Annotated in this window: 16 protein-coding genes; 10 read left to right on the top strand and 6 right to left on the bottom strand. The window is 67.0% G+C overall.

Annotated elements, in window-relative coordinates; all coding sequences use genetic code 11:
* The first annotated feature begins 148 nt into the window (after positions 1–148).
* The 4 genes from hmgA (at position 149) to AAHM44_RS14960 (ending at position 3,379) form a co-directional block, all read left to right on the top strand.
* Complete coding sequence (gene hmgA, locus AAHM44_RS14945) at positions 149–1,429, top strand: homogentisate 1,2-dioxygenase (RefSeq protein ID WP_269575502.1); 1,281 nt, start codon at positions 149–151, stop codon at positions 1,427–1,429.
* Positions 1,426–1,782 carry a Rieske (2Fe-2S) protein gene (locus tag AAHM44_RS14950; protein ID WP_269575503.1) on the top strand — a complete coding sequence of 119 codons (357 nt, stop codon included), beginning with the start codon at positions 1,426–1,428 and terminating at the stop codon, positions 1,780–1,782. Before hmgA ends, AAHM44_RS14950 begins: the two co-directional genes overlap by 4 nt.
* Before the next feature lie 80 nt (positions 1,783–1,862).
* Positions 1,863–3,014, top strand: coding sequence for an isovaleryl-CoA dehydrogenase (locus tag AAHM44_RS14955; protein WP_342250484.1), 1,152 nt, complete (start codon positions 1,863–1,865; stop codon positions 3,012–3,014).
* Complete coding sequence (locus AAHM44_RS14960; RefSeq protein ID WP_269575505.1) at positions 3,011–3,379, top strand: hypothetical protein; 369 nt, start codon at positions 3,011–3,013, stop codon at positions 3,377–3,379. The genes AAHM44_RS14955 and AAHM44_RS14960 overlap by 4 nt, the downstream gene beginning before the upstream one ends.
* A gap of 35 nt (positions 3,380–3,414) precedes the next feature.
* Here AAHM44_RS14960 and AAHM44_RS14965 read toward each other — a convergent pair whose 3' ends face one another.
* Both AAHM44_RS14965 and AAHM44_RS14970 read right to left on the bottom strand, forming a co-directional pair.
* Positions 3,415–4,119 (bottom strand): alpha/beta fold hydrolase, encoded by a 705-nt coding sequence (locus AAHM44_RS14965; protein ID WP_342250485.1) that lies wholly within the window; start codon positions 4,117–4,119, stop codon positions 3,415–3,417.
* Between the two features lie 124 nt (positions 4,120–4,243).
* Positions 4,244–6,313: a M13 family metallopeptidase gene (locus AAHM44_RS14970; RefSeq protein ID WP_342250486.1), complete on the bottom strand. Its 2,070-nt coding sequence runs from the start codon at positions 6,311–6,313 to the stop codon at positions 4,244–4,246.
* Between the two features lie 127 nt (positions 6,314–6,440).
* Between AAHM44_RS14970 and AAHM44_RS14975 the strand changes: the two genes are divergently transcribed.
* Positions 6,441–8,042, top strand: coding sequence for a carboxyl transferase domain-containing protein (locus tag AAHM44_RS14975; protein ID WP_342250487.1), 1,602 nt, complete (start codon positions 6,441–6,443; stop codon positions 8,040–8,042).
* A 20-nt stretch (positions 8,043–8,062) separates the two neighbouring features.
* On the opposite strand, the gene AAHM44_RS14980 is transcribed toward AAHM44_RS14975, so the two are convergent.
* On the bottom strand, positions 8,063–8,494 hold the full coding sequence (locus tag AAHM44_RS14980) for an endonuclease domain-containing protein (RefSeq protein WP_269575509.1): 432 nt from the start codon (positions 8,492–8,494) through the stop codon (positions 8,063–8,065).
* 76 nt (positions 8,495–8,570) lie between these two features.
* Here AAHM44_RS14980 and AAHM44_RS14985 point away from each other — a divergent pair, with 76 nt between their 5' ends.
* The 5 genes from AAHM44_RS14985 (at position 8,571) to AAHM44_RS15005 (ending at position 13,215) form a co-directional block, all read left to right on the top strand.
* Positions 8,571–9,083 carry a hypothetical protein gene (locus AAHM44_RS14985; RefSeq protein ID WP_342250488.1) on the top strand — a complete coding sequence of 171 codons (513 nt, stop codon included), beginning with the start codon at positions 8,571–8,573 and terminating at the stop codon, positions 9,081–9,083.
* Positions 9,080–9,388, top strand: coding sequence for a DUF3088 family protein (locus AAHM44_RS14990; RefSeq protein ID WP_269575511.1), 309 nt, complete (start codon positions 9,080–9,082; stop codon positions 9,386–9,388). The genes AAHM44_RS14985 and AAHM44_RS14990 overlap by 4 nt, the downstream gene beginning before the upstream one ends.
* 124 nt (positions 9,389–9,512) lie before the next feature.
* Positions 9,513–11,438, top strand: coding sequence for an acetyl/propionyl/methylcrotonyl-CoA carboxylase subunit alpha (locus tag AAHM44_RS14995; protein WP_342250489.1), 1,926 nt, complete (start codon positions 9,513–9,515; stop codon positions 11,436–11,438).
* A 113-nt stretch (positions 11,439–11,551) separates the two neighbouring features.
* On the top strand, positions 11,552–12,007 hold the full coding sequence (locus tag AAHM44_RS15000) for a MaoC family dehydratase (RefSeq protein WP_269575513.1): 456 nt from the start codon (positions 11,552–11,554) through the stop codon (positions 12,005–12,007).
* Positions 12,004–13,215 (top strand): flavin monoamine oxidase family protein, encoded by a 1,212-nt coding sequence (locus tag AAHM44_RS15005; RefSeq protein WP_342250490.1) that lies wholly within the window; start codon positions 12,004–12,006, stop codon positions 13,213–13,215. Before AAHM44_RS15000 ends, AAHM44_RS15005 begins: the two co-directional genes overlap by 4 nt.
* On the opposite strand, the gene AAHM44_RS15010 is transcribed toward AAHM44_RS15005, so the two are convergent.
* Genes AAHM44_RS15010 through AAHM44_RS15020 form a run of 3 tightly spaced genes read right to left on the bottom strand, consistent with a single transcriptional unit; the run spans position 13,212 to position 21,254 of the window.
* Complete coding sequence (locus AAHM44_RS15010) at positions 13,212–14,675, bottom strand: flavin-containing monooxygenase (protein WP_342250491.1); 1,464 nt, start codon at positions 14,673–14,675, stop codon at positions 13,212–13,214. The genes AAHM44_RS15005 and AAHM44_RS15010 overlap by 4 nt on opposite strands.
* A 52-nt stretch (positions 14,676–14,727) precedes the next feature.
* A complete protein-coding gene (locus tag AAHM44_RS15015) occupies positions 14,728–18,954 on the bottom strand; it encodes a translocation/assembly module TamB domain-containing protein (RefSeq protein WP_342250492.1) in 4,227 nt (1,408 codons plus the stop codon).
* The gene (locus AAHM44_RS15020; protein WP_342250493.1) at positions 18,954–21,254 is read right to left on the bottom strand and encodes an autotransporter assembly complex protein TamA; all 2,301 of its coding nucleotides are present in this window, start codon (positions 21,252–21,254) and stop codon (positions 18,954–18,956) included. Before AAHM44_RS15020 ends, AAHM44_RS15015 begins: the two co-directional genes overlap by 1 nt.
* Positions 21,255–21,288 lie beyond the last annotated feature (34 nt).

Here is a 21,288-nt window from a genome sequence, read left to right on the forward strand (position 1 = left end):
GGAATTAAACCTACTAAAGAAGTAGGAATTAACCCGCTGCCGCCCAACAAAGTTTAGGTTCGCGCCCCTAAAGCTGGCCCGTCGCCAGATAGTAACATTTGACACTTTATGTGCGCCGCTACAGAGAGTCCGGCATGGAGAGGATGCGATGACCGACTATTTCCCCGGCTTCGGCAACCATGTTTCGACCGAGGCGGTCCCCGGCGCCCTGCCGGTTGGGCGCAACAGCCCGCAAAAGCCGGCCTATGGCCTCTATGCCGAGCAGCTTTCGGGCACGGCCTTCACCGCGCCGCGCCATGAGAACCGCCGGTCCTGGCTCTATCGCCTGCGCCCAACCGCCGAGCATCCGCCCTTCACCCGCTATCAGGGCGCGCCGCATTTCGCGGCTGACCTGCCCGGCGAGCCCCTGCCCCCCAATCGCCTGCGCTGGAACCCGGTAGAGGCACCCGCCCCGGGCACCGACCTGGTCGATGGCATGGTCACGATGCTAGCCAACCGCGATCCCGCCGATCTCGAGGGCGTGGCGGTGCATGTCTATGCCGCCAACAAGGACATGGAGGCCCGCGTCTTCTTCGACGCGGATGGCGAGCTGCTCTTCATCCCGCAGGCGGGCCGGCTGGCCCTGCTGACCGAGCTCGGCCGCATCGATGTCGCCCCTGGCCAGGTCGCCCTGATCCCGCGCGGCGTCCGTTTCCGCGCGCTGCTGCCCGATGGCAGCGCGACCGGCTATGTCGCGGAGAACCACGGCGCGCTGTTCCGCCTGCCCGATCTCGGCCCGATCGGCGCGAACGGCCTCGCCAATCCACGCGACTTCGAGACGCCCGCCGCCTGGTTCGAGGATCGGGACGAGCCCTTCGAAGTGATCCAGAAGCACCTGGGCCACCTGTGGACCACCACCCTGCCCCACAGCCCGCTCGACGTGGTCGCCTGGCACGGCAATCTCGCGCCCTGGCGCTATGACCTCTCCCGGTTCAACACGATGAACACGGTGAGCTTCGACCACCCTGATCCCTCGATCTTCACGGTACTGACCTCGCCCTCGGACGTGCCGGGCCGCGCCAATGCGGACTTCGTGATCTTCCCGCCGCGCTGGATGGTCGCCGAGGACACGTTCCGCCCGCCCTGGTTCCACCGCAACATCATGTCCGAGGCGATGGGGCTGATCACCGGCGCCTATGACGCCAAGGCCGAAGGCTTCGCGCCCGGCGGCCTGTCGCTGCACAACCTGATGGCCGGCCACGGCCCCGACGTGACGAGCTGGCAGGGTGCGACCAACGCGGACCTCAAGCCGCACAAGATCGCCGGTACCATGGCCTTCATGGTCGAGACCTGCTGGCCCTATAAACCGACCCGCTACGCCCTCGACCGCGCCCAGCCCGACTATGACGCGGCGTGGGAGGGGTTCCCAAAGGCGCAGTTGCCCAAGTGAGTGAACGCCTCACCGAAACGCCTCCCAACGTCACCCTCGGCCCGCTCGACCTGATCGCCGACGGCAAGGCGCGCAACTTCGTCCTCGAAATGCGCGCCGGCCGCTTCCACGGCTTCGTCGTCCGCCGGGGCGAAACCGTGCGCGGCTATCTCGACCTTTGCGCACACATGGCGCTGCCGCTGTCGAACAAGCTCGACGACTACCTCACCCCCGATGGCAGCCATATCCAGTGCAGCTGGCACGGCGCGCTTTACCGGATCGAGGATGGCGTCTGCGTCGGCGGCCCGTGCACTGGCGCGAAGCTCCGCCCCTGGCCGGTGACGGTGATCGACGGCAAGATCGTCACTGCCTGATCGTCCTTGCGCGGGCTCGCGAAATGCGGGATTAGAGGCGATAATAAGTCAGCAATACTGACCATCTTTGGAGAGTGGCCATGACCCCCGATTTCGATTTCGGCCTGGGCGAAACCGCAGACATGATCCGCGAGACGACGCAGCGCTTCGCCAAGGAGCGTATCGAGCCGCTTGCCGCGAAGATCGATGCCGAGGACTGGTTCCCGCGCGACGAGCTCTGGCCCGCCATGGGCGAGCTCGGCCTGCACGGCATCACCGTCGAGGAAGAGTTTGGCGGCCTGGGCCTCGGCTATCTCGAGCATGTCATCGCGCAGGAAGAAATCGCCCGGGCTTCGGCCTCGATTGGCCTCTCTTACGGCGCCCATTCAAACCTTTGCGTCAACCAGATCCGCCGCTGGGCCAACCCGGAGCAGAAGGCGAAGTACCTTCCCAAGCTGATCTCGGGCGAGCATGTCGGCAGCCTCGCCATGTCGGAGGCCGGCGCCGGCTCGGACGTCGTCTCGATGAAGCTGCGCGCCGAGAAGACCGATCGGGGCTACGTCCTCAACGGCACCAAGTTCTGGATCACCAACGCGGCCTATGCGGACACGCTGGTGGTCTACGCCAAGACCGGCGAGGGCTCGCGCGGCATCACCACCTTCCTGATCGAGAAGGACATGCCCGGCTTCTCGATCGGCCAGAAGATCGACAAGATGGGCATGCGCGGCTCGCCCACTGCCGAGCTGGTGTTCAACGATTGCGAAGTGCCCGAGGAAAACGTCATGGGCCCGCTCAACGGCGGCGTCGGCGTGCTGATGTCCGGCCTCGATTATGAGCGCACCGTGCTCTCGGGCATCCAGCTCGGCATCATGCAGGCCTGTCTCGACGTGGTCCTGCCCTATATCCGCGAGCGCAAGCAGTTCGGCCAGGCGATCGGCCATTTCCAGCTGATGCAGGCCAAGGTGGCGGACATGTACGTCGCGCTCAACAGCGCGCGTGCGTACGTCTATGCCGTGGCGAAGAGCTGCGACGCGGGCAAGACCACCCGCTTCGACGCGGCCGGCGCGATCCTGCTCGCGTCCGAGAGCGCGGTGAAAGTCTCGCTCGAGGCGATCCAGGCGCTGGGCGGTGCCGGCTATACCAAGGACTGGCCGGTCGAGCGCTTCGCTCGCGACGCCAAGCTGCTCGACATCGGCGCGGGCACCAACGAAATCCGCCGCATGCTGATCGGCCGGGAGCTGATCGGCGCTTGAAGGCGCTGCGCATCCTGGGCGTGATCGGCGCGATCCTGCTGATGGCGGGCGAAGGTTATCGCTCTTGGGGTGCGGGCCGCCCGGCGGTGTTCTGGATGGACGACATGCTCGCCGGCGCGATGATGATCGCCGCCGCGATTCTCATCGGCCGCCAGAGTTTCGCCACCCGCAGCTTCTTCGCGGCAAGCTGGGGCGTGGCGGTCGGCATGCTCTACGGCAGCTTCTTCGGGAAGCTCTACGATCCGGCGAACAGCAACCCGGGCAATTTCTCGATCGGCCTGCTGACCTGGCTGGTCGGCGCCGCCTTCGTCATCGCGATCGGCGGGCTGGTGGCGAGCATCGTGCTGCCCGGCCCGCACCGATAAACCTCCCCGAGCGTTGCCCGGGGAGGCGCATCCGGTCACCCTGCCTTCACGGTCTCCACCGCCTCGAGGATCGCCGCCGCGACGGCCTCGGGCTGCGACAGCAGCGAAAGATGCCCGGCCTTCAGCTCGGTGGTCCTGGCGTTCATCTGCGCCGCGAACTGGCGCTCGAGATCGACGTTCACCACCCGGTCCTCGGCAGAGACCAGATACCAGCACGGAAGGCTTTCCCAGGCGGCGATAGTCGCCGTGTCGCCGAAGGTGCTGGCGGCGAGCGGCGGCTGGACGGCCGCCAGCACCCGCGCCTCGGCTTCGGGCAGGTCATTGGCGACATCCTCGATCCAACCCTGCTCGCTGATCTTGAGATAGCCGTTGCCGTCGTCGCTGATCCGGCCCAGCGCCGGCGGTGCGGGGTACGCGCCGACCAGCGCGCCAAGCGTCTCGCCCGCCTTGGGCGCGAAGGCGGCGACATAGACCAGCGCCTTCACCTTGTCGTGCGCCCCGGCCTCGGTGATGACCGCTCCGCCCCAGCTATGGCCGGCCAGCACCACCGGCCCGGCCACGGCATCCAGCGCGCGCCGCGTCGCCGCGACATCGTCGGCCAGCGAATTGGTGGGGTTCTGCACCGCGACCACGCTCAGCCCTTCAGCCTGCAGCAACGGGATCACCCGCTGCCAGCTCGATCCGTCCGCCCAGGCGCCGTGCACCAGAACGACCGTTGGCGTGTCGGCTTTGCTATCCATGATCTTCACTCCAGGCAGGCGTCACCGGATTGGCGACGGTGCCAGCCTGGAGGCGGATCGGCGGTTCGATCAATCTGGCCTTGGGGTGTCGTGCCCACTCAAAGGAGTGAGCACGACGCCAATTTCACCAGATCTTCACGCGCTTGTCGGGCGTCAGGTACAGCTTCTCGTTCGGCTGGACATTGAACGCCGGATACCATGCGTCGAGATTGCGCACGGTGAAGGCACGCCAGCGACCCGGCGCGTGCGCATCGGTCGCCACTTCGGCCCGCAGCGCCTGGTCGCGCTGCTTCTCGCGCCAGCTCTGGGCAAAGGCGAGGAAGAAGCGCTGGTCGCCGGTCAGCCCGTTGATTACCGGCGCTTCCTTGCCCTTGAGCGAAGCGTGATACGCCTCATAGGCCGCGGTCAGCCCCGCCACGTCGGCAATGTTCTCGGCCAGCACCTGCTTGCCGTTGAGGAACAGCCCGGGCAGCACCTCATAGGCGCTATACTGCGCCGCCAGCGCCGCGCTCGCCTGCTCGAAATGCTTGAGATCCTCGGGCGTCCACCAGTTGCGCAGCTTGCCCGCGCTGTCGAAACTCGAACCGGTATTGTCGAAGCTGTGGCTGATCTCATGTCCGATCGTCGCGCCGATCGAGCCATAGTTCGCCGCCGCATCGGACTTGGGATCGTAGAACGGTGCCTGCAGGATCGCCGCCGGGAAGTTGAGCGCGTTCTGCAACGGCAGGTTGACCGCGTTGACGGTCTGCGGCGTCATCCACCACTCGCCCTTGTCAACCGGCTTGCCGATCTTGGCGAGCTGGTGCGCCGTCTCTGCCTTGTCCGCGCGGATCAGGTTGCCGACCGGATCGTTCGCCTTCACGTCGAGCGACGCATAGCTGCGCCACGTCTCGGGATAGCCGACACCGACGCGCATCGTCTCGATCTTCTTGCGCGCCTCGGCCTTGGTCGCCTCGTCCATCCAGCTGAGCCCGGCGACGCGCTTGTCGAACGCCGCCTTGATGTTGGCCACCATGTTCTGGATGTCGGCCTTGGATGAGGCCGGGAAATAGTCCTTCACATAAAGCTGGCCGACCGCATCACCCAGATTGTTGTTCACGCTGGCGATCGCGCGCTTGTCACGCGGACGCATCGCCTGCTGGCCGCGCAGTTGCTTCGCGAAGAAGTCGAAGCTCGCCTGGTCGAACCGGCTCGGCAGCACCGAGGTGACCTGGTTGATCTGGTGGAAGGCCAGCCAGTCCTGCCACGCCTCGACCGGCTCACTCTCGACCAGCTTGGCCAGCTTCACCGCGGTATCGGGCTGCCAGACGATGAATTCCTGCTGCGAGCCGAGGCCCGCCGCGGCCCAGAAGCCGTCCCAGTCGATCCCCGGCGCCTTGGCGGCGAAGTCGGCCTTCTTCCACCAGTTATCCGCCTTCTTCACGTCCTGGCTGGCGACCAGGTCGGTATGCGCGGTCGCGATCTTCGTCTCCAGGTCGAACACCCGCCCGGCACGCGCCGCCGGATCGCTCATTCCGGCCAGCGTGAAGATCTTGACCAGATACGCCTTGTAGCCCTCGCGCGCCTTCTTCATCTCCTCGGTCTGCGAGAGATAATAGTCGCGGTCCTCGAGCCCCAGCCCGCCCTGCAGCACATAGGGCACGGTCACGTCAGGCTTGTCGAGCGCCTGGCTCACCCACAGGCCGAACAGATTCTCGGTGTGGAAGTTGGTCGCGTTGAGCGGATCGACGTCGGCGCGGACATTGCCGCCGAGCATCGCCGAAAGCGCCTTCTTGTCCTTGATCGCCGCGATCGCATCCAGGGTCGGCTTGAGCGGCGTGATCCCCCGCGCCTCGATCGCGCCGGTATCGGTATAGGCATTGTACCAGTCGGCGATCCGCCGCGTGTCAGTGCCCGCCGCTGCATTGGCCTTCAGCGCGGCGTCGATGATCGCCTTGTTGTTCGCCTCGGACTTGTTGAACACGTCGAGGAACATGCCGGTCGCGGTGCGGTCGGCCGGGATCTCGGTCTTGGCGCGCCAGCCGCCATTCGCATATTCCTCGAAATCGTCGCCCGGCTTCACCTGCTTGTCGAGCCCGACCAGGTCGACGCCGACGCCGGTGCCGGCCGAAACGCTGGTGCCCGCGCCATTGCCGGAGGGCGTGCATGCGGTGGTCGCGAGCAGTGCCGCGACGAGGAGTGCATGGGTCTTCAAGGCGACTCTCCTGTATTGCTGTATGGCAGGGGTGCTACTCCTGCGTTTCCCTTTTCGCCAGCACCTTCCCATGCCCGCTCCGGCGGTGTAGGGAGAAGAAAACTAGGACAGGAAGGATGCCCTATCTATGAGCGCCCCGGTGCTCGATTCGAGGGTTGCGGCCGACAGCGCGGAATTCCGCGCGCGTGCCGCCCATAACCGCGCGCTGGTCGATCAGCTCCGCGCCGATGTCGCCCAGGCAGCGCTCGGCGGCTCTGAGGCTTCGCGCACCCGCCACACCAGTCGCGGCAAGCTGCTGCCCCGCGAACGCGTCGAGCGGCTGCTCGATCCGGGCGCGCCGTTCCTCGAAATCGGCCAGCTCGCCGCCTGCGACATGTACGAGGGCGAAGTCCCCGGCGCCGGCATGATCGCCGGAGTCGGCCGCGTCTCCGGCCGCACCGTGATGATCGTCTGCAACGACGCCACGGTGAAGGGCGGCACCTATTATCCGATGACGGTGAAGAAGCATCTCCGCGCCCAGGAGATCGCCGAGCAGAACCGCCTGCCCTGCATCTACCTGGTCGATTCGGGCGGCGCCAATCTGCCCCACCAGGCCGAGGTCTTCCCCGATCGCGATCATTTCGGCCGGATCTTCTTCAACCAGGCGAACATGTCGGCCAAGGGCATCCCGCAGATCGCCTGTGTGATGGGCAGCTGCACGGCGGGCGGCGCCTATGTCCCCGCCATGTCCGACGAGACGGTGATCGTCCGCGAGCAGGGCACGATCTTCCTCGCCGGCCCGCCGCTGGTGAAGGCCGCCACCGGCGAAGTGATCAGCGCCGAGGACCTGGGCGGCGGCGACCTGCATGCGCGCAAGTCGGGCGTGGTCGATCATCTCGCCGAGAATGACGAGCATGCGCTGACCATCGTCCGCGACATTATCAGCCACCTCCCCGCCGATCGCGAGCCGGACCTCAAGCTGCTCGATCCCCGCGCGCCGAAATACGAAGCCGAAGAGCTTTACGGGATCATCCCCGAAGACGTCCGCGCACCCTATGACGTGCACGAGGTGATCGCCCGGATCACCGACAACAGCGAATTCCACGAGTTCAAGGCGCTCTACGGCAGCTCGCTGGTCTGCGGCTTCGCGCATATCTGGGGCATGCCGGTCGGCATCATCGCCAATAACGGCGTGCTGTTCAGCGAGAGCGCCCAGAAGGGCGCGCATTTCATCGAGCTATGCTGTCAGCGCCGCATCCCCCTGCTCTTCCTCCAGAACATCTCCGGCTTCATGGTCGGCGGCAAGTATGAGGCGGAAGGCATTGCAAAACATGGCGCAAAGCTGGTCACCGCTGTCGCCACCGCGACCGTACCCAAGATCACCGTGCTGATCGGCGGCAGCTTCGGCGCCGGCAATTACGGCATGTGCGGCCGCGCCTATTCGCCCCGCTTCCTGTTCACCTGGCCCAACAGCCGCATCTCGGTGATGGGCGGAGAGCAGGCGGCGAGCGTGCTGGCGACGGTCCACCGCGATGCCGACAAATGGACGCCGGAGGAGACGGAAGCCTTCAAGGCCCCGATCCGCCAGCGCTACGAGGACGAAGGCAACCCCTGGCACGCCACCGCGCGGCTATGGGACGACGGCATCATCGACCCCGCCCAGACCCGTGACGTCCTCGGCATCGCGCTGGCCGCAACGCTCAACGCGCCGATCCCGGAGCGGCCCGCGTTCGGCGTGTTCCGGATGTGATGAGGCCTAACGCCTTCTCTTCATTCCTCCCCGAGCTTGCCTCGGGGAGGGGGACCGCCCGGCGCAGCCGGGTGGTGGAGGGGCAATCGCGACCGCGCCTCGGCAACGACCCCGCGCAATACAGCATCCAGATCCCGCAAAACCTCGGCCACCGGAATCCGCAGCGTCGCTATCCCGCATTCGGCCAGCCAGGCATCCCGCTGAGTATCCCGGGCAGGCCGCTCGCCAAATCCATGCGCCTCGCCATCCACCTCGATCGCAAGCCGCGCGTCGCTGCAATAGAAGTCGAGACTGAACGCACCCGTCGCATGCTCGTGACGAAACTTGAGCCCGGCCGGTCGCTTGCGCAGCTCCCGCCACAACAGGCCCTCCGGCAAACTCATCTCACGTCGCCGCGCTCGCGCCCGCTGCACGGCGCGCTTGCTCCCTTTCGGCGCATAATCCTTGAACATCGCACCTGCCCCTCCACCATGCTTCGCATGGTCCCCCTCCCCGAGACTAGCTCGGGGAGGAATTGAAAGGTCCGCTATGAAGCTTGTTGTCGCAGCCGCCCTCCTCCTCGCCCCGCTCCCAGCGCTGGCCCAGTCCGGCCCCGTCACGCCCGCCGCCAAGCTCCCCCCGGCCAATCCGCTCCCCTATGAGGATGCCGAAGCCGCCGCCGTGCTGGCCCCGATCAACGCGATGTTCGCCGGCCTCGCCGCGCATGACGGCGCCGCGATCCTTGCCCAGACGCGCCCCGAGGGCGGTGCCACCGTCGCGGTCGAGAAGCCCGACGGCAGCCGCGCGATCCGCCACCTCAGCTGGGCCGATTTCGCCGGCGGCATCAAGCCCGGCCCGGAGAAGCTGGAGGAGCGCATCTCCACCCCCGCGATCGAAGTCGATGGCGACATCGCCATGGTCTGGGCGCCCTATGTCTTCCTGATCGACGGCAAGGCGCACCATTGCGGCATCAACCATTTCGACCTGCTTCGCGAGCATGGCAGCTGGAAGGTGCTCAACGTCACCTGGTCGCAGCGCACCACCGGGTGCACCGTGCAATGAGCCGCGACACCCTCTTCCTGCTCGACCCCGACTGGGCCGATCCGGCCCATGGCGGCGAGCGGCATTTCTACTGCAAGGAATGCATGATCGTGGAAGGCCTGCTCGCCACCTTCCCCGAGCGCGCGAAGGACATCGACGTCGTCCGCGTCGCCTGGCCGCGCCCCCGCGCGGCGGTGGTGGAGGCAATCGGCGCGGACAACCAGAACCTGCCGGCCCTGGTTTGGGACGGTGGCTTCGCCAACGACATCGAAGCGTTGCTGGCGGCTCTCGCCGAACGTCATGGTTTCCCGGAGCGCCACCCTTGAGCACTGGAAATGTAGGATTTTCCATGTTGAAACGAGATTCTGGAGCGCCCCAATGTCGGCCGCTCGCACATGCGTGGGGATTCAAGGGATTCAAGATAATGCACAACCAGATGGTTGAATATCGATGATCCAGTCCCTGCTTATCGCCAATCGCGGCGAGATCGCCTGCCGCATCATCCGCACCGCGCGCGAGATGGGCATCCGCACCGTCGCGGTCTTCTCCGATGCCGACGCGAAGGCGCTCCATGTTCGCCAGGCCGATGAAGCCGTGCATATCGGCCCCTCGCCTGCCCGCGAGAGCTATCTGGTCGGCGACAAGATCATCGCAGCTGCCAAGGCGACCGGCGCCGAGGCGATCCATCCCGGCTATGGCTTCCTGTCGGAGAATGCCGACTTCGCCGAAGCGGTGATCGCCGCCGGGCTGGTCTGGGTCGGCCCCAAGCCCGACAGCATCCGCGCCATGGGCCTGAAGGATGCCGCCAAGGCACGGATGATCGCCGCCGGCGTGCCCGTCACCCCCGGCTATCTCGGCGAGGACCAGTCTCCCGACCGGCTCCAGGCAGAGGCGGACGCGATCGGCTATCCCGTGCTTATCAAGGCCGTGGCCGGCGGCGGCGGCAAGGGCATGCGGCTGGTCGAGGCTGCGGGGGAGTTCCTCGACGCCCTCGCTTCCTGCAAGCGCGAGGCCGCCAGCTCGTTCGGCGACGACCGGGTGCTGCTCGAGAAGTACATTCTCTCACCGCGCCATATCGAAGTGCAGGTGTTCGGCGACACGCACGGCAATGTGGTCCACCTGTTCGAGCGCGACTGCTCGCTCCAGCGCCGCCACCAGAAGGTGATCGAGGAAGCCCCCGCGCCGGGCATGGACGAAGAAACGCGCGAAACGATCTGCGCTGCCGCCGTCCGCGCCGCGCAGGCGGTCGACTATGTCGGCGCCGGCACGATCGAGTTCATCGCCGACGCCAGCGAAGGCCTGCGCGCCGACCGTATCTGGTTCATGGAGATGAACACCCGCCTCCAGGTCGAGCATCCGGTGACCGAGGAGATCACCGGCCAGGACTTGGTCGAATGGCAGCTGCGCGTCGCCTCGGGCGAGCCGCTGCCGCTCCGCCAGGACGAGCTTGAGATCAACGGCCACGCCATGGAAGCGCGGCTCTATGCGGAGGACCCGGCCAAGGGCTTTCTGCCCTCGACAGGCACGCTCGAAATCTACCGCGCGTTCGAGGATATTCGCGAGGACGCCGGCGTCGAGGAAGGCGACACGATCTCGCCTTTCTACGATCCGATGATCGCCAAGCTGATCGCACATGCCGAGACCCGCCAGGAGGCCATCGAGCAGTTGAGCGACGCCTGCCATTCCACGGACATCTATCCGGTCAGAACCAACGCCGCCTTTCTGCGGCGCGCGCTCGACCATGAGGATTTCCAGGCCGGACAGATCGACACCGGCTTTATCGAGAAGCATCTCGACGCGCTCCTGCCCCCGGCCGACCTGCGCGAGACCGTGATTATGGACGCGATCACCACCCTTGCCGCCTATGAGCAGGAGGATCACTGGTTCTCGAGCAACGGTGCCCAGCCCTTCGCGGCGCCATCGGGCAAACCGTCGCGCGATATCACCGGTTTCCGGCTGAATCGGCAGCCCGAGCGCAAGATTCGCGTGATGCACGGCGGCACCATCTATGAGCGCGAGCTGCCGCCCAACTGGCAAAATCGCTTCCCGGTCTTCGCCGAGCCGGTTGCGGGTGGTTTCGTCATCTGGGACGACGCCCAGAATTTTCTGTTCACACCGGTACGGCACGAAGGGCGCTCCGGCGGCACCGCCGGCGACGGCGCGATCCTCGCCCCGATGCCGGGCCGCGTGACCTCGGTCGAGGTCGTGAAGGGCGACAGCGTCACCAAGGGCCAGCGCCTGGTCACGCTGGAGGCGATGAAGATGGAACATGGCCTCACTGCCCCATTCGATGGCATCGTCACCGAGCTCACCGTGGCGCAAGGCAGCCAGGTGAGCGAAGGTACGCTGCTGGTGAAGGTCGAGAAGGCGGACTAACCCCAACCGTCACCCTGAACTTGTTTCAGGGTCCAACCTTCCACGGGCGATACCGCTTGTGGTGCCTTGGATGCTGAAACAAGTTCAGCATGACGAAGAAGAAGGCGGATCGAATGGCAGGCAGGTTCTACGACGAATGGCAGGTTGGCGACACCGTCGCCCACGAACTCCGCCGCACGGTGACGGAGACGGACAACCTGCTGTTCTCGACGATGACCCACAACACCCAGCCGCTCCATCTCGATGCTGAGGCGGCGAAGGCGAGCGAGTTCGGCCAGATCCTCGTCAACGGCACCTTCACCTTCAGCCTGATGGTCGGCATCACCGTAGGCGACACCACCGCCGGCACGCTGGTCGCCAATCTCGGCTATGACCAGCTACGCATGCCCAAGCCCGTCTTCATCGGCGACACGCTGCACGCCGAGAGCGAAGTGGTCGAGCTGCGCCCCAGCAAGTCGCGCCCCGGCCAGGGCATCGTCACCTGGCAGCACCGCATGCTCAACCAGCGCGGCGAACTGGTCTGCGAATGCCTGCGCTCGGCCCTGCTCAAGAGCCGGCCGGCGGCATGACGGACCATGCCGACATCGTCGTGATCGGCGGCGGTGCGGCGGGCGTCGGCGCGCTGCGCACCCTCGCCGATGCCGGAAGAGACGTGCTGCTGCTCGAGGCGCAGGACCGGCTCGGCGGCCGCGCCCATACCGTCCATATCGCCGGCATGCCGATCGACATGGGCGCGGGCTGGCTCCATTCGGCGCCGAAGAACCCGTGGGTAGGCATTGCGGAGGCGCGCGGCTTCACCGTCTATCGCGCCCCGGCCCGCTGGGGCGAGCAATGGCGCGAAATCGGCGCGACCAAGGCCGAGCAGCAGGCGCTGTGGCACGCATTCGAAGCCTTCATGGAGGCGATGCGCACCCCACCGCCCAGCGACTGCGCCGCCGATCTCCTGCCTCCGAACGGCGAATGGAACCCCGCGCTCGACGCGCTCTCCGGCTATATCAACGGCGCCCCGATGCGCGAGATGTCGGCGATCGACTGGCAGGCCTATGAGAACGAATCGATCGACGTGAACTGGCGCGTCGAGCAGGGCTATGGCGCGCTGGTCTCCTCGCACGCCGCCTGGCTACCGGTAGTGCTCGGCACTCCGGTCACCGCGATCGACACCTCGGGCCGGCAGCTCCGCATCGAGACCCCGCGCGGGAGCATCACCGCGAATTCCGCGATCATCACCGTCTCGAGCAACGTCCTCGCCAGCGGCGCGATCCGCCTGCCGGGGCACGACGCGATCCTCCACGCCGCCGCCCAGCTCCCGCTCGGCCTGGCCGACAAGCTGTTCTTCACGCTGGAGGACGCGGATGATGTCGACGACAACGCCCATCTCCTCGGCAATCCACGCAGCGCGCTGACCGGCACCTATACGCTCAAGCCGCTCGGCCGGCCGCTGGTCGAGTGCATGCTCGGCGGCGAAGGCGCGCGGGCGATGGAGAAGGAAGGGTTGAACGGCGCCGCCGATTTCGCGATCGGCGAGCTGGTCCACCTGCTCGGCAGCGACTGGCGCAGGAAGCTCCGGTTCGTCGCCGGCTCGGCCTGGGGCCGCGAGACCTATGTCCTGGGCGGCTACAGCCACGCCCGCCCCGACCAGCACGCCGCGCGCGCGGTGCTGCGCGCCGGCGCCGACCCGCGCATCCGCTTCGCCGGCGAAGCGACCTCGGACGGCGAATTCTCCACCGCCCACGGCGCCTACAATACCGGCGTCGCGGCAGCGAAGGCGCTGCTCTAGGCCGCCTTCCCCCGCGCCACAGGATTGGAAAACTCCATCTCCTGGTCGATCCCGCCGAACTTGAGCGCCATCACGTCGCGCGCGTAATTCTGGTTCAGCCGCCACGGCTTGCGCGAGCCCTGGCGCGGCAGCTTGTCGTTGGCGCGCTGGACATAGCCCGAGGTGAAGTCGAGGAACGGGACTTCCTCCACCGGCGCCGCGATCCGCGGGGTCACCTGGCGCATCCCGCGCTTCTTCATCGCATTGAGCAGCCGCGTCACATAGTTCGCGGTCAGGTCGCTCTTCAGCGTCCAGCTCGCATTGGTATAGCCGAACGAGATCGCGAAATTGGGCACGTCCGCGAACATCATGCCCTTGTAGGTCATCGCCTTGCCGGGATCGAAGGCCGTGCCATCGACACGGATCGGCATCCCGCTGAACAGCTGGATCTCCAGCCCCGTCGCGGTCACCACCAGGTCGGCCGCGATCTCCTTGCCCGAGCCGAGCTTGAGCCCGTCCGCCGTGAAGTGATCGATCGTGTCGGTCACCACCTCGGCCTTGCCGGTCTTGATCGAAGCGAACAGGTCCGCATCGGGCACCAGGCATACGCGCTGGTCCCAGGGATTGTAGCGCGGGGTGAAGTGCGTCCCCACGTCATAGTCCGGTCCCAGCTCGTCCTGGACCATCTGGACGATCCGTTCCCTGGCCTTGTCCGGGTTCTTGCGCGCCAGCCCGTAGAAGAATTGCTGGAGCAGCACATTCTTCCACCGCGTGATGCCATAGGCGGTCTTCGCCGGCATCCAGCTGCGCATCCAGTTCGCCACCGCGTCCTGCGAGGGCCGCGAGACGATGTAGGTCGGCGAGCGCTGCAGCATCGTCACATGCGCCGCCTGCTTGGCCAGCTCGGGCACCAGGGTCACCGCGGTCGCGCCGCTGCCGATCACGACGACGCGCTTGTCCTTGTAGTCGATCTCCGGCGTCCAGAATTGCGGATGGACCACCCGCCCCTTGAAGTCTGCCACGCCGGCGAAATCGGGCGTGTAGCCCCGCGCGTAATTATAATAGCCGGTGCACAGGAACAGGAAGGCGCAGGTGAAGGTCACCGCTTCCCCGCCCCGTTCGGCGGTGACGGTCCATAATGCGTCGGCTGAAGACCAGCTCGCCCCCGTCACCCGCGTCGAATAGCGGATATGCTCGTCGATGCCGTAGTCCTTCACGGCCTCGTCGAGATAGTTGAGGATCGAGGGACCGTCGGCGATCGCCTTGCTCTCGGTCCAGGGCCGGAAGGAGAAGCCGAGCGTGAACATGTCCGAGTCCGATCGGATGCCCGGATAGCGGAACAGGTCCCAGGTCCCGCCCAGCCGCTCGCGCCCCTCGAGCACGACATAGGAGCGGTCCGGGCTGTTCTTCTGCAGGTGCCAGGCCGCGCCGACGCCGGAGATTCCGGCGCCTACGATCACCACGTCGAAATGCTCGGCCATGTCCTCTCCCGATCTTCTGTTTACATCACTGTAAGCAGAGAAACGGGCAGGCTCAATAATCCCGCGAATATTTGAGGCTGACGCTCGATCCGCCGAACGACCCGGCCTGCGAGAGCAGGCTCAGCGTGCGGCTCAGCGAGATCTCCAGCTGCGTGGCGGTGAAGCCCCGCGCGTCGGTGATGATCTCCACATAGATGTCATCGGTCAGATACTTGCCCGCCGCCAGTGCCATGCCGCGTCCGGTCACATCATCAGCGCCCAGGATTCGCAGCCGGTCGATGCCCGTGGCCGATTTGAGCTGGCCGAGCGGATTAAGCCCGCCGCCGGTGCTGCTCAGCGACTGGAGCGCCGCCGCCAGCTGGATCGCCTCGGTCGCCGACAGGTTCGTCACGTTCGTCCCGAAGAACAGCCGCGCCAGCACTTCCTCCTGCGGCAGCGTCGGCGTCGAGCTGAATGCGATCTGCGGCTGCTGCGCGGTGCCCGACACGGTCAGGATCGCGGTGATCCCCTCCGCCGTCGTGCTCGCCTGGATATCGACCGAGGGATTGGTCAGCGTCGATCCCTGGAAGCGGATCGTGCCGCGGCTGATGTCGAAGCGCCGGCTGGCGAAACTGTAGGTGCCGCGCACAATCTCCATCGTGCCGCGCACATCGGGCGCCAGCGTCGTGCCGCGCACCGTCACCTGTGCCCGCCACTCGCTCTCCAGCCCCATGCCGTTCACGAACAGCCGGTTGTCGGCGTTGATGCGCAGGTTGAGGTCGAAATCGCCGAAGGAGCGGCGGATCACCTGTGCCGGCGTATCCTCCTGGCCATTGGGGTTCTTGCGGCGCACGCCGGTCAGCTCGGGCACTTCGGCGGCGCCCTGGCGGATGATCTGGTAATGCGCCTCGGGCACGGTCAGCCGTCCGTCGATCCGCGAGACCTGCGGGTTCTTGGTGATCGTGATCCGGCCCGTCGCGGTCGCTCCCAGCGCATCGCTGCGCGCCAGCCGGGCATTATCGAGATCGGCGGTGATCGCGATCGGATAGCCGTTCGCCGAAGACAGGCTCACCTTGCCCTGCGCCTTCACCGTCCCCTCACCGGCCCTGGCGGTCAGCGAATTGAGGAGGAACTCGTCGTTCGAGAAGGTGCCGTCGATCTGCATGCCCGTAAGCCGGGTGCCGAAATTCTCGTTCTCGTAGGTGAGGTTGCTGGCCCGCACGACACCGGCCAGCTGCGGCGCCTCGACCTTGCCCGAGAAGTCCGCCGCGATCCCGATCGGCCCGTCGAGCTGCTGGCCCGAAAGCCCCGCCAGCGAGAAAGGCACTGCCGCAGGCCCGTTATACCGGATGCCGCCCGAGAGCGGCGCGGCGAACATCCGCTCGGTCCAGCTGCCCGCGTCGGGCCCGAGCGGGCTCAGCGTCGCGATCACGCGGCCGATCGTCGTGTTGCCCCGGCGGATCAGCGCCCGCGCGTCCCCGCCATTGGGCAGCAGCTTGCCGACGAAGCTGACGTTCACCGGCGTTGACACGCTGGCCAGGCTCGCCCGGGTGAAGTCGCTGATCTCCAGCCGCGCATCAGCGCTCGGGAAGGCCTCGGGCGAAGTCTGGGCGAAATCCAGGCTGCCGGTCGCGGTGCCGCCGATACCCAGATCGGGAACGAAGGCATTGACCACCGAAATATCGAGACTGTCGAGCCGCGCCTGCAGCACCATGCCCTTGCCATAGCTGCCGGCGATGCGCGCGCTGCCCTTGTCGAAATCCAGCTTGGTCGGCAGCAGGTGATACACGCCGTCGCGCCGCTCGATCCGCGCCGGCTGGGCGGTCTTGAAGCCGATCCCGCTGCCCTGCCCCTGCACCGCCACCAGCCAGTCATCCGGCGCCAGCTTCGCGTTCGCGGCGATCTGGAACGGCACGCCGGTCGAACCATTGGCGAAGAGCTGCGCGGTGCCGTTGCCGCCGGCATAGGCGATCTTGGCCCGCCCGGTCTTGAGCACGAAATTGCCCTGGCGCAGATTCGCCACCTGCACGTCGCCGTTGATCTCCGGCGTATCGGCCAGCACGATATTGCCGTCGATCAGGGCGCGCCCGATCGTCAGCCCGGCAGCCCCCGGTATCTTCGCGTTGGACGCCGTCGCCTTCACGTCCGCCCGCTGCAGCTTGCCTTGCGCGGACAGCGCCGCGCGGCCGACCACGCCCGATCCGTTGAACGCCAGCGCGCCCTCGAACGGCCCGGCGGCGGTCTGCGCGATCTTGCCGGTGATATCCATGCCGGCGAAGCGGCCCGAATTGATGTCGATCGCCAGCCGGTTGCCGGTGCGCACCAACACATCGGCGTTGAACGGCCCGTAATCGGTGTCGCCCCTGGCCAGCACCGCCCAGGCATTGCCGCGCCCGCGCACCTGCGCCTCGAGATTGGCGAGCCCGATGCCCAGCCCCGGCTTGGCCGCCTTCAACAGCACCACCGGTGCGTTCAGGGTGCCGGTAACCCGCGCGGTCAGCGGACCGTAATCGTCGGAAACCGCATCGGCATTGATCAGGATCGGCCCCGCCGGATCATAGCGCCCGGAGCCACGCAGCACGCGGAACTTGGGCGCCTTCATCTTCACGTCGCTGATGCTGATCACGCCCTTGGGATCGAGCACCAGCCGCGCCGAGGCGACGGCGTTGCCGCCCAGGAACTCGCGCGCGCCATCGTTGAAGATCTTGCGGGAATTGCCGGCGATATGGCCCTTGATGCCCCAGCCGCCGCCCGGCGCGGCATAGAGTTCGGCATCGGTCTTCAGGTCGACGATACCGACGCCGTCGATCTGATAGTCGTTCACTCGCCCCTTGAGCGCACCGGTATAGCGGCCCTTGCCGACATCGGCGGCGATGATCGCGGTCGCATCGATCTTGTCCGATCGGATGCGGAGATTGTCGGACAGCACCTGCTGGCCGGAGATCGCGAGATCGCCATTCACCGTCAGGTTGGTCACCAGCCCGCCCGCCGCGGCGTTCAGTCCGGAGACCCGCTTCGCCCGCGCCCGCACCGGCACGAGGATGCGATTGGCATCCACCTGCGCCCGGCCCTCGGCATAGAGCTGCTCGGCCAACGTCTCGCCAAAGCCGATCGCACCCGCGCTCAGTTTGTAGTCGACCACCGGCCGATTGAACGCGCCGTCCAGCGCGAGCGACGCACGCACCGATCGCCCGACCAGGTTCGGCGCGATCGCCCCGGCCTTGAGCAGGATCGCATCCACCTTGAAGTCATCGAACTGGTTATGCCCCAGGTCGATCTTGCCCTTGGCCTCCACCGACAGCGCATCGGAGTGGAGCTTGACCACGCCGTCCGCGATGCGGTCTGCCCATTTGGCGTCGATGTCGAGATCGAGCTGCGGCGAGGCCAGCCGTTCGACCGGCCCCTTCAGCCACACGCCCGGATGCAGCGGCCCGCGCAGCTGGAAGCGGCCATTGGTCGCGATCAGGTCGAGATTGGCGAGCTGTGCGCCACCCAGCGTGCCCAGTGCCTTGCCCTGCCAGCGCGCCCAGTCGCCCTTGCCGTTCACCGTCAGCCCCAGCGGCGCCTCAAGCCCCGCCAGCCCGGCGACCAGCCCCTTGGCCGGCGCATCGAGCTTCATGTCGATGTCGAACCGGTTCTTGTCCGGCGTCGCGTCGAGCCGGAGCGCCAGCTTGTCGCCGCCGGCCACGCCCGGCGCGGTCAGCGTCGCGCCGTCGAGCACCAGCTGTGCGCGGCCATCGGCCAGATGCGCCTTGCCCGCCAGCCGCCCGAGATAGCGGGCACGCCCGTCGACTTCCTTGGCGATGTCGATCCGCGCCACGTCGAGCCGGCCGATATCGATGTTGAGGTCAGGCAGCAGGGGCGCGTTGGGGTCGCCCGAGGCCTTGAGCGCCGGCATGCGCAGCAGCTTCAGCTCGGGGCTGGTGAGGCTGCGGATATCCACGCGGTTATTGAGATAGGCGAACGGCCGCCAGTCCATCCGGATCTCGCGGGTGGTAGCGAACACGCCCTTGATGTCGCGCACCTGCACGTCGCGCAGAATCATCGCGCCATACAGCGATCCGTCGATCCGCCCGATCCGGAAATTGAGCCCCGATCCCAGGGTCAGCCTGGCGATCTGGTCGGCGACGAAGCGCCGGCCCGGCTGGGTGTTGATCCCCAGCACGAGCGCGCCCACAGCCAATGCCAGCCCGGCGAGCGCGATCCCAGTCCATTTCACCACGCGCTGCCACAGCGGCCGCCGAACCACCAAGACCTCGGGCTCAGCCGTCACCACAGCCTCGGGCGTATCCTCCGCCATCAGAAGGCCTGCCCGATCGAGATGTAGAGCGAGATCTTCGATTCACCCGGCTTGCGCTTGATCGGCGTGGCGACATCAACGCGGATCGGGCCGAAATTGGTGTAGAGCCGCCCACCGATACCCGCGCCGAAGCGGATATTCTGCCCCGTCGGGTAGATGCCCTCATAGACTTGGCCGGCATCGATGAACGGCACGATGCCGTAATTGCCGAAGCGGTACCGCGCTTCGATCGCGAACTCGTTGAAGCTGCGCCCGCCCACCGGCTTGCCGTCGGGCGATCGCGGGCCAAGCTCCTGGTAGCCGAAGCCGCGCACCGATCCGCCGCCGCCTGCATAATAGCGCCGCGAGGGCGGCAGGTCGTCGCGTGCGATGCCCACGATCGAGCCGACGCGCGCCCGCCCGGCAACCACGATGTTGGTCGAAACCGGCTGGTAATAGGTCCCTTCCAGCATGAACCGCGCATAGGGCCGCGCCGCACCGCGCACCGAGGTCTCGGGGCTGGCATTCCCCTTGATCCGGAAGCCTCGCGTCGGGTTCAGCAGATTGTCCGAGCTGTCATAGCCGAGGAACAGCGGCGCGGCGGCGATCAGCCAGGTGCCGCGGTCGCGCTGGTTGCTGTTGTAGTTCCAGCGATCCTCGTTCGATCCGACCAGCTCGGCCCCGTAATAATAGGTCCAGCGCTTCTGCCAGATCGGCGTGGAATCGCGCGAATAGCGGAACGAGAGCGTGCCGGTGTAGCTCTCGTACGCGTCATAATCCTGGTGGTTGAGCTGCGCGGCTATCTGGAAGGTCCTGTCGCGCTGCCCGGCGTTCGATCGGCGGAAGGTGGTGGTCAGCCCCTGTTCCTGCGTGCCGAGCACACCCGCGACGATCAGCGCGCCTTCGGGTGGGAACAGGTTGCGGTGCGTCCAGCTGCCGGTCAGGCGGATGCCCTGCCCGGTCGAATAGCCCAGCTCCGCCGCCAGCGTCCGCGCCGGGCCGGGGTTCTGGCGCACCAGCAGGTCGACCACCTCGGTCCCGTCCGGCCCCGCCTTGTCGGTCCGCACCGGCTCGACCGAGACGGTGGAGAACAGGCTGGTCGCGATCATCGCCTCGCGCAGGTCGTCCACCGCGCGCACGTCGTACAGGTCGCCCGGCCTGTAGCGGCGCAGCACCTCGATGTGCTTGGTGTCGAACACCACCTTGCGCGCCCGGCGCTGGCGCCGCTGCCGCCGCTCGCCATTCGCCCCGCTGCCCTCGCCGCGCTGCGCCCGCCGCTCCGCCTGCTCGGCCAGCGTGCCGGTGCCCACTTCGGTGCGGATATCGCCGAACACCGCCCGCGGCCCCAGCGACACCGGCAGCGTATAGTCGCCGATATGGCTTTCCTCATCGAGCAGGATGTCGCGCTGCCCGACCTTGACGAAGGGATAGCCCTGTTGCGGCAGCCGCAGCGCCACATTCGCCTCGGCGCCCTGCACACGCTCCGCCTCGATCGGATCGCCCGGATTGAGGTTGAGCTCGCGCAGCAGCAGTCCCGGCGGGATGGTCGGATCGCTCTGCACCTTCACATCGCCCAGCCGGTAGAGCGGCCCCGGCGTCACGCTGATCGTCGCGGTCACGGTGCCCGGGGTCTTCGGGTTCTGGTCGATCGTCGAGAGCGCGGTCGCGTCATAATAGCCGCGCGAATTGAGCAGCCGTATCGCCAGCCTTTCGTCCTCGCGCGCCCGCGCCGCGACCATCGCGGTGTTCGCCGCCTTCCCGCCGCCATTCTCCAGCGCCGACAGATCCTCGAACAGCCCCTCGAGCCCGACCGCCGACAGCCCTTCCTCGCGCGTCACATAGCGGATCGTCACCGACTTCTTGTCGGCGACCTTGTCCTCGGGCGCGGGCTCGACCTTGAACTCGGCAAGCGGCGGCAGCGGTTTGGCGAATTCGGGATCTTCCGCCGGCGCCGCCGCGAACGTCTCCTCGGCCTGCTGCTGGATCTGCTGGGTAGCCTGGCCCTGCGTCGTCGGCACGGGCTTGGCCTCTCCACCCGTCGGCGACGGCATCGCTTCCAGCGGCGCGTTGATGTCGCCCCCGATCTTGGGCATCGCCGCCTCGAAATCGGCATCGGGCACGATCGGGCTCTCGTCCACCGGCGCGACGACGACCGTTCCGCTCTGCCCGGGAGTCGGCGCAGGCGTCGGGCTTGCCGAAGGCGCAGGTGCGGGGCCGGAGGGCGGTGCACCCTGGCCCGGCTTCGGATCGGAGATCTGCGCATGCGCAAGCCCCGGCACGAATGCCGTACCGGCGAGCGCCGCCAGCCAAATCCGCTTCACCCCTCTACGCAACGCGCTCCCTTTCGAGCCGCGT

Source organism: Sphingomonas sp. OTU376 (assembly GCF_038440415.1).
GTDB classification, from domain to species: Bacteria; Pseudomonadota; Alphaproteobacteria; order Sphingomonadales; family Sphingomonadaceae; genus Sphingomonas; species Sphingomonas kyeonggiensis_A.

What these genes read in the sequence shown, in the direction of transcription:
- AAHM44_RS15015 (WP_342250492.1), bottom strand. Translation starts at nt 18,954, where the DNA reads ATGGCGGAGGATACGCCCGAGGCTGTGGTGACGGCTGAGCCCGAGGTC.
- AAHM44_RS14965 (WP_342250485.1), bottom strand. Translation starts at nt 4,119, where the DNA reads ATGGATAGCAAAGCCGACACGCCAACGGTCGTTCTGGTGCACGGCGCC.
- AAHM44_RS14985 (WP_342250488.1), top strand. Translation starts at nt 8,571, where the DNA reads ATGAAGCTTGTTGTCGCAGCCGCCCTCCTCCTCGCCCCGCTCCCAGCG.
- AAHM44_RS14995 (WP_342250489.1), top strand. Translation starts at nt 9,513, where the DNA reads ATGATCCAGTCCCTGCTTATCGCCAATCGCGGCGAGATCGCCTGCCGC.
- AAHM44_RS14955 (WP_342250484.1), top strand. Translation starts at nt 1,863, where the DNA reads ATGACCCCCGATTTCGATTTCGGCCTGGGCGAAACCGCAGACATGATC.
- AAHM44_RS14975 (WP_342250487.1), top strand. Translation starts at nt 6,441, where the DNA reads ATGAGCGCCCCGGTGCTCGATTCGAGGGTTGCGGCCGACAGCGCGGAA.
- AAHM44_RS14990 (WP_269575511.1), top strand. Translation starts at nt 9,080, where the DNA reads ATGAGCCGCGACACCCTCTTCCTGCTCGACCCCGACTGGGCCGATCCG.
- AAHM44_RS15010 (WP_342250491.1), bottom strand. Translation starts at nt 14,675, where the DNA reads ATGGCCGAGCATTTCGACGTGGTGATCGTAGGCGCCGGAATCTCCGGC.
- hmgA (WP_269575502.1), top strand. Translation starts at nt 149, where the DNA reads ATGACCGACTATTTCCCCGGCTTCGGCAACCATGTTTCGACCGAGGCG.
- AAHM44_RS15005 (WP_342250490.1), top strand. Translation starts at nt 12,004, where the DNA reads ATGACGGACCATGCCGACATCGTCGTGATCGGCGGCGGTGCGGCGGGC.
- AAHM44_RS14980 (WP_269575509.1), bottom strand. Translation starts at nt 8,494, where the DNA reads ATGTTCAAGGATTATGCGCCGAAAGGGAGCAAGCGCGCCGTGCAGCGG.
- AAHM44_RS15000 (WP_269575513.1), top strand. Translation starts at nt 11,552, where the DNA reads ATGGCAGGCAGGTTCTACGACGAATGGCAGGTTGGCGACACCGTCGCC.